The following is a 13,670-nucleotide window of genomic DNA, read 5'->3' as shown; positions in this document are numbered from 1 at the left end:
CAGCCGGTGTATGAAAGGTGTGAGGACGCAGGAGGGGGCCCTGCACGGGGGCCGGGAGGGGGGCTGCGCCGTCGACGACGAGGGTGCGGACCGCGCTCTCGGGCGTGCCGAGGGGCAGGTCGAGGGACGGACCGGGCAGCAGGCCGGGACTCGGGCCGAGGCGGCGGCGAGAGCGCCGGCCGAGGACGAGGCCGCGGTGATCGCACGTGTGCGCGCCGGGGAGGCGGAGGCGTACGCGCAGCTGGTGCGCGCCCACACGGGCGTCGCCCTGCGCGCCGCGGTCGCTTTCGGGGCGGGGGCCGACGCGGAGGACGTGGTGCAGTCCGCGTTTTTCAAGGCGTATCAGTCGCTGGGCCGTTTCCGGGAGGGGGCGGCGTTCCGGCCCTGGCTGCTGCGGATCGTGGTGAATGAGACGAGGAACACAGTCCGGTCTGCGGGACGGGCGCGGGCGGTGGCCGGGCGCGAGGCGCTGTTCCAGGGTGCCGATCCGGTGATACCGGAGTCGGCGGATCCGGCGGTGGCGGCGCTCACGAACGAGCAGCGGACGCTGCTGACGGCCGCGCTCGGCGAGCTGAGCGAGGAGCACCGCCGGGTCGTCACGTACCGCTACCTGCTGGAGATGGACGAGGCGGAGACGGCACAGGCGCTGGGCTGGCCGCGGGGGACAGTGAAGTCCCGGCTGAACCGCGCGCTGAAGAAGCTGGAGAAGAAGCTCGGGACGACTGCGGACGGGCGAGGGGCGGAAGGGGGTGAGGGGCATGAGTGACGCGGACCGGCGGCGTGGCGATGACCGGGCGCGCCTGCGGGCGGAGCTGCTGGCACTGGGGCGCGGGATGGATGTGCCGGAGCGGGATACGCAGAGCGACGGGCTGACGATGGCCGAGCGGGTGCTGGCGCAGATCGTCGCGGAGGCGGTCCCGGTGCCGGTGCCCGTACCTCCGGGGCGGCTGGAGCGGGCCGGGGCGTGGGTGCGCAGACGGGTCCGCCTGCTGGTCGCGGCCCTCTCGGGGGTCCTGGTCGTGCTGGTACTGACGCCGCCGGTGCGGGCGACGGTCGCGGACTGGTTCGACTTCGGCGGGGTCGATGTGCGGTACGACCCGTCCGCGCCGGCCCCCGAGCGGCCGGGCGCGCCGGTGCCGGGCTGCGGCACCCCCGTGACGCTGTCGGAGGCGGCGCGGCGGTCGGGTTTCCGGCCGGTCGTGCCGACCGCGCTCGGCGCACCGCAGACGGTGGCCGTGACGGGGCTGCCGGAGGGCCGGTCGATGGTCACCCTGTGCTGGCGGGAGGACGGAAGGACGGTGCGGGTCGACGAGTTCTTGTCGGCCCTGGACCCGTACTTCACGAAGCAGGTGCGGGAGCAGCCGGAGTGGCTGAAGATCGACGACGGCCACGGCGGCCGGGTGGACGGGCTGTGGTTCGCCCGGCCGCATGTGCTGCGCTTCGGCATGGTCGACGGGGACGGCATCCGGTGGACGCGGTCCCAACGGACGGCCGGGCCCACGCTGTTGTGGGTCCAGGGCGAGCGGCTGACACTGCGGCTGGAGGGCTTGGATGCGCGGGAGCGGGCCCGCACGGTCGCCCGGTCCGCGCTCGGGCGGACCGGCGACCGATAGACCGGGATCGACGGCTCCGGGATCGGTGGGCGCCGGAGCGGAACCAGCGGGGCCTGAGCGGTGTATCAGAGGTGACGCGGTACGGACGGGCCGTACCGCAGAGTGCGACAGCGCAAGGGGGGACGTCATGCGAAAGCCGGGAAGCCTGTTCACGCGAGGATCGTGGGTGCGTTCCGTGCAACGGCACGAGGGCCGGTTCGGGCGGTGGCCGGGGGCCCGGTTCCTGCGGCAGTCGGCCGTGCTGGCCGTGGTGTGGGGGCTGGGTCTCTGCCTCGCGCCGAATGCGGTGGCCGGCGGGTCGACGACCGTCCTCGTCTCTTCGCCCGAGAGCGGGGAGGTGACCGCACTCTCCGTCTCGGATCCGAGGTATGCCGAGCTGGAGGCTTTGCTGGGCCCGGCCGGAAAGGGCGCCAAGCAGCGACCGCAGAGCGTGGACGCGGCGATGGGGACCCGGCAGATCAATGTGACCTGGATGGTCCTGGACATGGAGCCGATGCGGACCGACCGCGTCTTCCCCGGCGACGATCCGGACACCGTATGGATACACACGGCCTCCGAAGTCCCCTATACCTACCGCGGGTACTGGCACCGGGCGCAGAATCCGGCGAAGCTGGTCAAGCTGTTCACGGAGCTCGGGCTGATGGGGAAGAGAAGCTACGAGGACGCGTACGCGAGGGTGTTCCCGCAGGCCTGGGGGAACGCGAAGATGTCCGCCCCGGCGGACCCGTTGGCCGGCCTCGCATCGGAACCGGAGACTTCCTCGTCCGCTCCCGCGTCGGCTTCCGCGGACACAGCCAGGGCCGCCGGCTCCGCCGGCCGCTTCGACGGCGTGTGGTGGGCCCTGCCCGGGGTGGTGGCGGGGGCGGCGCTCGCTCTGGCCCTGCGGCCCCTGGCGGCCCGCCGGGGCGGTGGTGGCGAGGACGGCGGAGGCCGGGGTGGCCGCGAGACCGGCCCACGTCAGCAGCTCCTGGACCTCTGACTGCGCAAACTCACGGGCGCGCCGTTAATTGAAGGTTTCCTCCCCGGAGATCCGACCGACGATACAAAGTGGGCACCACCCCGGCCCACGCCGCACGACGAACGGAGATCCCGTGTCGACCAGGGAAACCGCCATCGCCTCCGCCGAGGCGCACAGCGCACACAACTACCATCCGCTTCCGGTCGTCGTCGCCTCGGCGGAAGGCGCCTGGATGACCGATATCGAGGGCCGGCGCTACCTCGACATGCTCGCCGGCTACTCGGCGCTCAACTTCGGCCACGGCAACCGGCGCCTGATCGACGCGGCCAAAGCGCAGCTGGACAGGGTGACGCTGACCTCGCGCGCCTTCCACCACGACCGGTTCGCCGACTTCTGCACGCAGCTCGCCGAGTTGTGCGACATGGAGATGGTGCTGCCCATGAACACCGGGGCGGAGGCCGTGGAGACCGCAGTGAAGACTGCCCGCAAGTGGGGCTACCGCGTCAAGGGCGTCCCGGACGGCATGGCGAAGATCATTGTTGCGTCGAACAACTTCCACGGCCGGACGACGACCGTCATCAGCTTCTCCACGGATCAGGAGGCACGGGCGGACTTCGGCCCGTACACCCCCGGGTTCGAGATCGTGCCGTACGGGGACCTGACCGCGATGCGTGCGGCCATGACGGAGAACACCGTGGCGGTGCTGCTGGAGCCGATCCAGGGTGAGGCCGGGGTGCTGGTGCCGCCGTCCGGTTATCTCCCCCAGGTGCGTGAGATGACCCGCGAGCGGGATGTGCTGTTCATCGCGGACGAGATCCAGTCGGGGCTGGGCCGGACGGGCAGGACGTTCGCCTGTGAGCACGAGGGCGTCGTGCCGGACATGTATGTGCTCGGCAAGGCGCTGGGCGGGGGTGTGGTGCCGGTGTCGGCCGTCGTCTCGTCGGCCGCCGTGCTCGGGGTGTACCGGCCCGGTGAGCACGGCTCGACGTTCGGCGGCAACCCACTCGCCTGCGCGGTCGCACTGGAGGTCATCGCGATGCTGCGCACCGGCGAATATCAGCAGCGGGCGAAGGAGTTGGGCGACCACCTTCACCAGGAGCTGGGGCTGCTGGTGGGCGGCGGCGCGGTGGACGCGGTGCGGGGCCGCGGGCTGTGGGCGGGCATCGACATCGCTCCGCGCCACGGCACGGGCCGGGAGATCTCCGAGAAGCTGATGGACCGCCGGGTGCTGGTCAAGGACACCCACGGCTCCACGATCCGGATCGCCCCGCCCCTGGTGATCAGCAAGGAGGATCTGGACTGGGGCCTCGAACAACTCCGCGAAGTACTGCGGGGGTGACGGAGCCGGGCCAGGGAGCGGCTGCGGGGCCCGCAGCCGCTCCCTGGCCCCACCGGTCCGGCAGGACTCAGCGGCAGCCCGCTACAGGATGACGTGGGGCAGGAAGCGTGCGTACTCGTCCGTGACGAGCCCCGCCGATTCCCGGATGCCGAGCCCGGCTGCTTCGTCCTCGACGACCCATGCGCCGAGCACGGCACGGTTGCCGTCGAGATCCGGCAGCGGGGCCAGTTCCTGGTAGCAGCACGCTTCGTCGCGCAGCACCGCGGGGCTGCCCGGCTCATGAATCGTGACACCGGCGCCCTCACGGCCGAGCAGTGGCTTGGCGACATAGCCGGCGCCACCGTCCCCGGCCAGTTCGCGGGGGCCGTCGAGATAGGAGGGCAGGAGATTCGGGTGCCCCGGATAGAGCTCCCAGAGGATGGCCAGCAGCGCCTTGTTGGAGAGGAGCATCTTCCAGGCGGGCTCGATCCAGCAGGTGGTGCCCGTACCGCCGCCGTTGTCGAGGGTGTCCAGGACATGGGGGCCGAAGCGGTCGGTCGCCAGCCACTCCCACGGGTAGAGCTTGAAGCAGCTGCGGATGAAGCGGAGCCGGGCGTCGACGAACCGTCCGGTCAGGCGGTCCCAGCCGATCTGCTCGATGGAGAGCGCCTCCGTATCGATCCCGGCCTGTTCGGCGGTCTCGCGCAGATACGCGACCGTCATCAGGTCCTCGCCGAGTTCGTCCCCCTCTGAGTGGGCGAAGTGCAGCGGTCCCGGCGGCAGCAGTGCGGCCTGCCGCTTCCATGCGGCGACGAGACGTTCATGAAGGGAGTTCCACTGGTCGGCGTCCGGGAAGCGGTCCTCCATCCAGAACCACTGGGCGCTGGCGGCCTCCACGAGTGAGGTGGGGGTGTCGGCGTTGTACTCCAGCATCTTCGCCGGACCGGTTCCGTCGTAGCGCAGGTCGAACCGGCCGTACAGGGAAGGCAGTTCGGCGCGGCGGTGCCAGGACTCGGAGATCAGGGCGACCAGTCGCCGGTCGGTGATGCCGAGATCGGCGAAGCGGCCCTGCTCGACGATATGCGCGGCGGCGGCCAGGCACATCGCGTGCAGTTCCTCGACGACGTCCTCCAGCGCCTCGACCTCGGGCAGCGAGAAGACGTAGTAGGCGCTCTCGTCCCAGTAGGGGCGCAGCGATCCGTCCGGGTAGCGGGTCAGCGGATAGACGATCCCCTGCTCCTCGACGATCTCCTGCCAGCCGGGGCGCGGTTCGGTGGTGCGACGTTCCATGACCGCTCAGCCGCCGGCCGTACCGGAGCAGCCGAAGCCGCCGCGGTCGACGGCGGACTTGTCGAAGCTGCCGCCTTGGACCTTGCTGCCCTTGGAGCTGCCGCCGTAGTAGTAGTCGCCCTTGCCGCTGCTGCTCTTGCACTCGTAGCTCGGCAGCTTGGAGTGCGTGACCGGGTCCACGCACCGCTTGTCCGGTTCCGAGCCACAGGAGGTGATCGTCGCCGCGAGAACTCCCATGGAGCCGAGCACCACCGTGCTCGACCTCACCCTGCGCTTGGCCATGTTTCTTCTCCCCCGTCGTCCGGTTCACGCCATAAAGCCGATCGTCAGATTAGAGGGCGGCTCGGAGCGGTGTGCACCGGGTGGTGTGCAGAGCGTCCATGCAGAGCGCCCGTGTGCTCCGCGGACGGTCTGTACCGGTGCCGGTCCTTACGGAAGTACGCGGCAGAGTGCCTCCAGGGCGCCGGTCCACGCACTGTCCGTCGGGGCGCCGTAGCCGATGACCAGGGCGTCGCCGCCCGGCTCGGCGTCCGCATGCCGGAAGCGGGACAGGCCCTCCAGAGCCAGCCCCTGCCAGGCGGCGGCCTGGATCACCGATCGTTCGGTGCCTTCGGGAAGTTCGAGTACGGCGTGCAGTCCGGCGGCGATCCCGCTGACGTGCAGGGCGGGGGCCCGTTCCGCGAGCGCCGCGACCAGCTGGTCGCGGCGGCGCCGGTAGCGCAGCCGCATCGAGCGCACATGACGGTCGTAAGCACCGGACTCGATGAACTCCGCGAGCGTCAGCTGGTCCAGTGCGCTCGATGCCCAGTCGACCTCCCCCTTGGCCTCGGCCACCTCGCCCACCAGCCCGTGCGGCAGCACCATCCAGGCCAGCCGCAGCCCCGGCGCCAGGGACTTGCTGGACGTCCCCATGTACACGACCCGCTCCGGGTCGAGGCCCTGCAGGGCACCGACCGGCTGCCGGTCGTAGCGGAACTCCCCGTCGTAGTCGTCCTCCAGGATCAGTCCGCCCGCACCGCGCGCCCAGTCGACCGCCGCGGCCCGCCGGTCCGGATGGAGCGGTACCCCCGTCGGGAACTGGTGCGCGGGCGTCAGCAGCACCGCACCCACCCCGCGCATCCCCGCCAGCTCCCCGGTCCGGGAACCGAGCAGGTCGAGCGGCAGGCAGGGGGTGCGCAGTCCGGCCTCCCTGAGCAGGTTCCCGTGCACGTCCAGTCCGTACGACTCGACGGCCACCTCCCGCACCCGCCGCTGCCGCAGAACCTTCCCCATCAGCATCAGACCGTGGACGAAGCCGGAGCAGATCACGATCGTCTCCGGGTCCGCATGGACACCGCGCGCCCGCGCCAGATAGCCGGCCAGTACGGTGCGCAGCTCGATGCGCCCGCGCGGATCGCCGTATCCGAAGGCGTCGTTGGGTGCGGCGGTCAGGGCTCGCCGGGCCGCCTTGAGCCAGTCGGCGCGCGGAAACGTCGAGAGGTCGGGCGACCCAGCCGTCAGGCTGTAGGCGGGCCTGCGCCGCACCGGCCGGGACCGTGGCGCCGTCGTGGCCGCCCGGCGTGGCTCGGCGCGCTGCGCGACCCTGGTGCCGGAACCCTGCCGGGCGGTGAGCCACCCCTCGGCGACCAGTTCGGCGTAGGCGTCGGCCACGGTGTTCCGGGCGATCCCGAGGTCGGCGGCGAGCGTACGGGACGACGGAAGCCGGGTCCCGGGCGTCAGCCGCCCGGTCCGTACGGCCTCCCGCAGCGCGTCCATCAGCCCGGCCCGCAGCCCCGCCGCACCGGCCGGGTCGATATGCAGGTCGGCCCCGAAAGTGGCCCAGGAATCTGTCATGGAAATGGACCATACTCGTGTGTCATCCGCCCCGTAGCGTCGTGGGCATGACGACGAACGAACACAGCCACCCGACCTCCGACCGCGCCCCCGAGCACAGCCCCCGCCTGCACTGGGCCCAGCTCGCCCCCGATGTCTACAAGGCCATGGTCAGGCTGGACGCGGCGGCCCGTAGAGGTCTCGATCCGGTCCTGCTCGAGCTGGTGAAGATCCGCGCCTCGCAGCTGAACCACTGCGCGTTCTGCCTCGACATGCACAGCAAGGACGCACTCGCGGCGGGCGAGTCCGTCGAGCGGATCATCCAGCTCGGTGCGTGGGAGGAGTCGCAGCACTTCTACACGGAGAAGGAGATCGCTGCGATCGAGCTGACGGAGGCCGTGACGGTCCTGACCGACGGGTTCGTGCCGGACGAGGTGTACGAGAAGGCCGCAAAGCACTTCGAGGAGGCCGAGCTGGCCCAGCTGATCGCAGCCATCACGGTGATCAACGCCTGGAACCGGTTCGGTGTGACCACCCGCATGGCCCCCGGTCACTACACTCCCGGCGGCATCAAGCACTGATCCGGATCGAGCGACGTGATCCTGCCGTCCTACGCCCCCTCCAGGAGCCCCGCGATGACCGTGTCCGCCTTCCGCGACCTGCACCACGGCCGCACCCCCGGCGAGCCCCTGGTCCTCCCGGGCCCGTGGGACGCCGCAAGCGCCCGGGTCTTCGCCGACGCTGGTTTCCCGGCGCTCGCCACACCGAGCGCCGGGATCGCCGCCTCGCTCGGGTACAAGGACGGGGCGACGCCGGCAGCCGAGATGTTCGCGGCCGTGGCCCGGATCGCGCGGGCCGTTCCCGTCCCCGTGTCGGCGGACATCGAGGCCGGTTATGGGCTGCCACCGAAGGAACTCGTGGAGCGCCTCCTCGACGCCGGTGCGGTCGGCTGCAATCTGGAGGACGCGGCGGACGGCGCCCTTCTGGATCCGCAGCAGCAGGCGGACCGGCTGGCGGAGGTACGGGCAGTGGCGGGCGATCGCCTCTTCATCAATGCGCGCGTCGATACGTACGTATGCAGCGCACCGACCGGTACGGACCCGGAGACGGAGACGATCGCCCGCGCCCGGCTGTATGTGGCAGCGGGCGCGGACTGTGTCTATCCGATTGCCGCACCGCCCGACGCCATTCCCCGCCTGGCCGCCGCTGTCCCGGCCCCGCTCAACGTGCTGGCCGCGCCGGACGGCCCGGCCCCGCGCCGCCTCGGCGAGCTGGGGGCCACCCGGGTCACGTTCGGCCCCGGTCTGCAGCGCCAGGCCATGGCAGGCGTAGGGGAGATCGCCGACCGGCTGTACGCGGGGTAGCCGGCGCCGCTTACGCCACCGCCCCCGGAAGCGCCTGCTGCCGGGGGCGGTGGTGTACGCGTGAGGCGTACGGATCAGATCAGGCCGAGCTCGCGCACCGCGTCGCGCTCCTCGGCGAGCTCCTGCACCGACGCGTCGATGCGCGCACGGGAGAACTCGTTGATGTCGAGGCCCTGGACGATCTCGTACTTGCCGTCCTTCGTGGTGACCGGGAAGGACGAGATGAGGCCCTCGGGCACGCCGTAGGAGCCGTCCGACGGAATACCCATCGAGGTCCAGTCGCCCTCGGCGGTGCCGTTCACCCAGGTGTACACGTGGTCGATGGCGGCGTTGGCGGCCGAGGCCGCCGAGGACGCGCCACGGGCCTCGATGATCGCGGCGCCGCGCTTGGCGACGGTCGGGATGAAGGTGTCGGCCAGCCACGCCTCGTCGTTGACGAGCTCGGCGGCGTTCTTGCCCGCGATCTCCGCGTGGAAGATGTCCGGGTACTGGGTCGCCGAGTGGTTGCCCCAGATCGTCAGCTTCTTGATGTCGGAGACGGCGGCACCGGTCTTGGCGGCCAGCTGCGAGATCGCGCGGTTGTGGTCCAGGCGGGTCATCGCGGTGAAGCGCTCGGCCGGTACGTCGGGGGCGGCGGCCTGCGCGATGAGGGCGTTGGTGTTGGCCGGGTTGCCGACGACGAGGACCTTGATGTCGTCCGCGGCGTTGTCGTTGATGGCCTTGCCCTGCGGCTTGAAGATGCCGCCGTTGGCGGAGAGCAGGTCGCCGCGCTCCATGCCCTTCGTGCGGGGGCGGGCGCCGACGAGCAGGGCGACGTTCGCACCGGCGAAGCCGACGTTGGCGTCGTCCGTGATCTCGATGTTGCGCAGCAGCGGGAAGGCGCAGTCGTCGAGCTCCATCGCGGTGCCCTCGGCGGCCTTCAGACCCTGCGGGATCTCCAGGAGACGCAGGTTGACCGGCACGTCCGGGCCGAGCAGGTGGCCGGAGGCGATGCGGAAGAGCAGCGCGTAGCCGATCTGGCCGGCTGCGCCGGTCACGGTGACATTCACGGGAGTGCGGGTCATGGCGATCTCCGTTAGACAGCTGGCGGTGGGGGTCCCTGCCCCTGGTGCTGGACATCCCTGAATCTTGATGTGAAGAGATATCCAGCGATCAGGCTATCCGACCCGGGACCTCCCGGCCGCCCACCCCCCTGTGGCACCGCACACAACCGGTCACGCAGCGCTCACCACGACCCGCGCTCCCTCGTTCATTCGGCCGCAGCGGTGGTGCACCCCTTCGTGCCGGCGGCGAGCACGGCGCAGGCCTTGGCGTCCGTGGCCTTCTTCACGGCGATCATGGGGGTGTACGCGTCGGTGTCCGTCTCCACCGTGCCGTCCCGCCCCGCGACGCCGCCTCCGGAAATCCGCACCGTGTCGCCCGGCGTGGCGTCGGTGATACGGCCCCACGCCGCGCCGCACGTCTCGCTGTAGCGCACCTCGACAAGGCTTCCGCCGACGGTGACGCTGGAGACCGTACGGGCGAACCGGCCACCGCACCCCATCTTCTCCGGGTCCTGTCCCGTGCAGTCGGCGCCGCTGCACTTGACGCCGGCCGACAGCCCGGGCGTGCCGGCCGTCGGTGACGGTGACGTGGAGGGGGACGAGGTGGCGCCGGGCTTCTTGTCGTCGTCGCCGAGGCCGGTCAGGAGTACCGCAGCGGCCATCACCAGCAGGGCGCCCACCGCGCCGGCGAGGATGACGGTCCGCTTGCGGCGGTCGGCCCGCTCCCGCCGCCCGTCGCCGAGTTGTGCCTGCGGTGGCTGCACGCCGGCGCCGGGTCCGTACCCACCTGCGTACCCGTTCGCCTGCCCGTCCGCACGACCGGCCGCGTCTGCGGCACCCGGGCGAGCCGGTGGCTGCCGCGGCACGAGCGGCACGTTCCCCCGCTGCGTCGGTGCGGACGGTGCGCGGCCCCCGTCGACCGCACCCGCGTCCAGGCCCATGTCCGTCACGGCGGCGGACCGGCGGCTCCCGCCACTGTCCGCCGGGGCCGGTCCGAACTCGCCGAGCGCCGCCCGCGCCTGGGCTATCCGGATGCCCTCCATCGTCATGTCGTGACGCATCTCGGCACGGCACCAGGCCCGCTCCGCCAGCTCCCACATGGTGGTCAGATGCACCTGGTCGGTGCCCGTGGCCTCGGCGAGTGCGACGATCGCCCCTCTCGGCGCGAGCAGCCGTCCGTTCAGATAGCGCTCCCACGACGTCCTGCTGTAGCCCGTGCGGTCGGCCACCGCGGCGACGCCCAGCCCGCTGCGGTCGATGAGTCTGCGCAGCTGACCGGCGAACTCCCTTACCTGCGGGTCGAGTTCATCCGGTAGCGCCTTCCAACGAGGCATCACTTCCCCCTCAGTTCCCCCGAACGCGCCTGTTGCGCCCCGCCCTGCCGTTCCCCCTGTGCCGATACGGCGGTCCACCGTTTCGGACTACCCAGGACGATGCGCAAAGGAAGGCGGTCAGTTCCCGGGATGAGAGCGCACGGGGGCATTCACGAATGCGGCGTGCCCCGCCGCACGCCCCCCGCCCGGCAGGTGCCGCGGCGTTCCGTCACCGTTGCGCGGCGATCACAACCGTGGCGGAATGGTCACTTCCGTGCCACAGGCCACCAGGGCGCCTTGAACCGTCGTCACTCGTCGACGAGGCTGGATCCTGTCGGGGCAAGGCGGCTCAAGTAGCCACATTCCGGGGCTACTTCGCTCCTGGGGGCCCCGACCGCAGGTGTCCGTCCCTTCTCGGGGGAGGGGACGGACACCGCCCGTGATGCGTCCCGGCGCGCCCGGAGCCGTACGGAAGTCAGCGGATCGTGAAGCGGACCGCGTGCTCCAGGAACGGGACGTCCAGCCACGGCTTGGGCTGCGCCACGAGCGCGAGCAGCACGATCAGAACGCCCAGCAGTCCGTACGTCACCAGGTCGGTGAACCGGGACCGGACCGCCAGCATGCCCACCGAGGCCACCGTGCAGCGCAGCACGGCGCCACCGATGAGGGCCACACCGATCAGTATCGTGCCGATCCTGAAGGCCTCGGCGAAGGGGTTGACCGCCACGATCAGCAGGCCGATCCCGGCCGTGCAGAGCACAGCCAGCAGCGGCCACTGACGGGCCGGGGCGGGCGCGTCCCCGGATGCCGCCCTGCCTCCGCCCTCGGGTCGCGCGGTGTCCCGGGTGAACGAGGGGAACCGCCGCGACGGGCGGGTCTGCGGACCGCCGCCGGGGGCGGGGTCACTGCCGTCCGAGCCGCGGGCCGTGGTCCCGGCGTCCGCGGCCTCTGCGGCCTCTGCGTCCGCGCGTTCCGCGTCCGGGCCCTCGGCGGCATGGCCCCGGACGCCCTTCCCCTCGGCCCCGGGGCCCTCCACCGCTGCGGCAACGCCCTCACCCGGCGCATCCGGTACACGCGCACCCCTGCCCGCGCCGCGTGCGCCCGCACCTGGCGGCACCGGAAGCGTCCGGTCCGCCGCGGCGGCCGGGTCTGCCGGACTCGTACCAGCACCCATGGGGTTCCCTTCGGATCGGGTCGGTCGGCTCAGTCGGCGACGGACGCCGCGGCAGCCGCGTCCCGCTCTGCCGCCTCGACCACGTTGACGAGCAGCTGCGCGCGGGTCATCGGGCCGACACCGCCCGGGTTCGGGGAGATCCATGCAGCGACCTCGGCCACGCCGGGGTGCACATCGCCGACGATCTTGCCGTCCTCGTCGCGGCTGACACCGACGTCGAGCACGGCCGCGCCCGGCTTCACGTTCTCGGGCCTGATGATGTGCGGCGAGCCCGCGGCGGCGACGATGATGTCGGCCTGCTTGAGCTGGGCGGACAGGTCACGCGTGCCGGTGTGGCACTGGGTGACGGTGGCGTTCTCGGACTTACGGGTCAGCAGCAGCGGGATCGAGCGGCCGATCGTGACACCGCGGCCGACGACCACGACATGCGCGCCGTTGATCTCGACGTCGTGGTGGCGGAGCAGCTGGACGACACCCTGCGGGGTGCACGGCAGCGGGCCCGTCTCGTTGAGGACGAGCCGGCCGAGGTTCATCGGGTGCAGACCGTCGGCGTCCTTGGCCGGGTCCATCAGTTCCAGGACACGGTTGGTGTCGATGCCCTTGGGAAGGGGGAGCTGCACGATGTAGCCCGTGCAGTCGGGGTTGTCGTTGAGCTCCCGTACGACGTCCTCGATCTCCTCCTGGGTGGCGGTGTCGGGGAGTTCGCGCTGGATGGAGCCGATGCCGACCTGCGCGCAGTCACGGTGCTTTCCGTTTACGTACCACCGGCTGCCCGGGTCGTCCCCGACGAGCAGGGTGCCGAGACCAGGGGTGATGCCCCGGGCCTTGAGGGCCGCCACGCGGACGGTGAGATCGGACTTGATCGCGGCTGCGGTGGCCTTGCCATCGAGAATCTGGGCAGTCATAGTGCCCATCCTCGCGGATGACCCCGCCCGCATACCAATTCTGGGTGCCCACGATGGCCATCAGATTGCGCTTGCACAACACATACGGCAATCGACTGGACAAAAACCCGATGTCAAGACGACGATGAGCCGCGCAGTATCGCGGGCAGTGCCGGGGGGACAGGCCGTTCTGATTGCGCATCTTTCCTCCGCTCGGACCGCATCGTCCCCGCACTTTGACGACGGAGGAATCTCGCCATGAGCTTCGGCGACCCCAACAACCCCTACGGCCAGCAGCAGGGCGGGCAGCCGGGCTACGGCTACCCCCAGCAGGCCCCGCAGGGCGTGCCGCAGCAGGGCTACGGCTACCCGCAGGCCCCGCCCGTCCAGCAGTTCGGTCCCGGCTTCGGCGGGCCGCTGGAGATGCCGGGTGGCGTGAAGGCGGCCCGCGTCATGCTCTACGTGATCGCCGGTTTCCAGCTGATCGGTGCGATTCTCTTCGTGCTCTCCGCCGTGGCCGTGAACGCCGCCAAGAACGACGCGACGCTCAAGGACGACGTGCAGTTCCAGCAGCTCGCGGACTACTCGGGCGGCGCGCTGTGGGGCCTGTCGGTTCTCGTCCTGCTGTGGGGCGTCCTGGCCGTGTTCCTCGCCGCGAAGTTCGGCAAGGGTGGCAATGGCATCCGTGTCACCGCGATCGTGTTCGGCTCGATCACCGCGCTGCTCGGCATCTACCCGTTCATCGTGGTCGGTCTCGTCCACACGGTGCTCTCGATCCTGATCATCGTCTTCGTCGCGAGGGCCGACGGCAGCGCCTGGTTCAACCGCCAGCAGCAGCCGCAGTACTGATCCGGTCGGGGCCGGCCGGCGACGGCCGGCCGATCCGTCCCGAACAGCGCAG

14 protein-coding genes are annotated in these 13,670 nt (G+C 71.3%); 7 read left to right on the top strand and 7 right to left on the bottom strand.

Features of this window, described 5'->3' with window-relative positions:
* Positions 1-196 precede the first annotated feature (196 nt).
* The 4 genes from LRD69_RS20125 to rocD all read left to right on the top strand — a co-directional run bounded on the left by LRD69_RS20125 (position 197) and on the right by rocD (position 3,910).
* Positions 197-766, top strand: a complete 570-nt coding sequence (locus tag LRD69_RS20125) for a sigma-70 family RNA polymerase sigma factor (protein ID WP_277329804.1) — start codon at positions 197-199, stop codon at positions 764-766.
* On the top strand, positions 759-1,613 hold the full coding sequence (locus LRD69_RS20120; RefSeq protein WP_277327938.1) for a hypothetical protein: 855 nt from the start codon (positions 759-761) through the stop codon (positions 1,611-1,613). The genes LRD69_RS20125 and LRD69_RS20120 overlap by 8 nt, the downstream gene beginning before the upstream one ends.
* Before the next feature lie 166 nt (positions 1,614-1,779).
* Positions 1,780-2,592 carry a hypothetical protein gene (locus LRD69_RS20115; protein WP_277327937.1) on the top strand — a complete coding sequence of 271 codons (813 nt, stop codon included), beginning with the start codon at positions 1,780-1,782 and terminating at the stop codon, positions 2,590-2,592.
* Between the two features lie 112 nt (positions 2,593-2,704).
* The gene (rocD, locus tag LRD69_RS20110; protein ID WP_277327936.1) at positions 2,705-3,910 is read left to right on the top strand and encodes an ornithine--oxo-acid transaminase; all 1,206 of its coding nucleotides are present in this window, start codon (positions 2,705-2,707) and stop codon (positions 3,908-3,910) included.
* Positions 3,911-3,991: 81 nt separating this feature from the next.
* Here the strand turns inward: rocD and LRD69_RS20105 are convergent, their stop codons facing one another.
* The 3 genes from LRD69_RS20105 to LRD69_RS20095 all read right to left on the bottom strand — a co-directional run bounded on the left by LRD69_RS20105 (position 3,992) and on the right by LRD69_RS20095 (position 7,012).
* Positions 3,992-5,179 (bottom strand): glutathionylspermidine synthase family protein, encoded by a 1,188-nt coding sequence (locus tag LRD69_RS20105; RefSeq protein WP_277327935.1) that lies wholly within the window; start codon positions 5,177-5,179, stop codon positions 3,992-3,994.
* Positions 5,180-5,185: 6 nt separating this feature from the next.
* On the bottom strand, positions 5,186-5,461 hold the full coding sequence (locus tag LRD69_RS20100; protein WP_277327934.1) for a hypothetical protein: 276 nt from the start codon (positions 5,459-5,461) through the stop codon (positions 5,186-5,188).
* A 147-nt stretch (positions 5,462-5,608) separates the two neighbouring features.
* On the bottom strand, positions 5,609-7,012 hold the full coding sequence (locus LRD69_RS20095) for a PLP-dependent aminotransferase family protein (protein ID WP_277327933.1): 1,404 nt from the start codon (positions 7,010-7,012) through the stop codon (positions 5,609-5,611).
* 47 nt (positions 7,013-7,059) lie between these two features.
* Between LRD69_RS20095 and LRD69_RS20090 the strand changes: the two genes are divergently transcribed.
* A complete protein-coding gene (locus LRD69_RS20090; protein ID WP_277327932.1) occupies positions 7,060-7,572 on the top strand; it encodes a carboxymuconolactone decarboxylase family protein in 513 nt (170 codons plus the stop codon).
* Between the two features lie 54 nt (positions 7,573-7,626).
* The gene (locus LRD69_RS20085) at positions 7,627-8,355 is read left to right on the top strand and encodes an isocitrate lyase/phosphoenolpyruvate mutase family protein (protein ID WP_277327931.1); all 729 of its coding nucleotides are present in this window, start codon (positions 7,627-7,629) and stop codon (positions 8,353-8,355) included.
* A gap of 74 nt (positions 8,356-8,429) precedes the next feature.
* Here LRD69_RS20085 and LRD69_RS20080 read toward each other — a convergent pair whose 3' ends face one another.
* From LRD69_RS20080 to LRD69_RS20065, 4 genes are all read right to left on the bottom strand, one after another.
* A complete protein-coding gene (locus LRD69_RS20080; RefSeq protein ID WP_277327930.1) occupies positions 8,430-9,419 on the bottom strand; it encodes a malate dehydrogenase in 990 nt (329 codons plus the stop codon).
* Between the two features lie 185 nt (positions 9,420-9,604).
* Positions 9,605-10,732, bottom strand: coding sequence for an XRE family transcriptional regulator (locus LRD69_RS20075; protein ID WP_277327929.1), 1,128 nt, complete (start codon positions 10,730-10,732; stop codon positions 9,605-9,607).
* Positions 10,733-11,186: 454 nt separating this feature from the next.
* A complete protein-coding gene (locus tag LRD69_RS20070; RefSeq protein WP_277327928.1) occupies positions 11,187-11,885 on the bottom strand; it encodes a DUF3017 domain-containing protein in 699 nt (232 codons plus the stop codon).
* Between the two features lie 29 nt (positions 11,886-11,914).
* A complete protein-coding gene (locus LRD69_RS20065; RefSeq protein ID WP_277327927.1) occupies positions 11,915-12,790 on the bottom strand; it encodes a bifunctional methylenetetrahydrofolate dehydrogenase/methenyltetrahydrofolate cyclohydrolase in 876 nt (291 codons plus the stop codon).
* Positions 12,791-13,027: 237 nt separating this feature from the next.
* Between LRD69_RS20065 and LRD69_RS20060 the strand changes: the two genes are divergently transcribed.
* A complete protein-coding gene (locus tag LRD69_RS20060) occupies positions 13,028-13,618 on the top strand; it encodes a hypothetical protein (protein ID WP_277327926.1) in 591 nt (196 codons plus the stop codon).
* The last annotated feature ends 52 nt before the right edge of the window (positions 13,619-13,670 follow it).

The organism is Streptomyces sp. JH14 (assembly GCF_029428675.1).
Taxonomy (GTDB): Bacteria; Actinomycetota; Actinomycetes; order Streptomycetales; family Streptomycetaceae; genus Streptomyces.
Note: the sequence above shows the minus strand (reverse complement) of the source record. Positions and strands in the feature narration are given on the sequence as shown.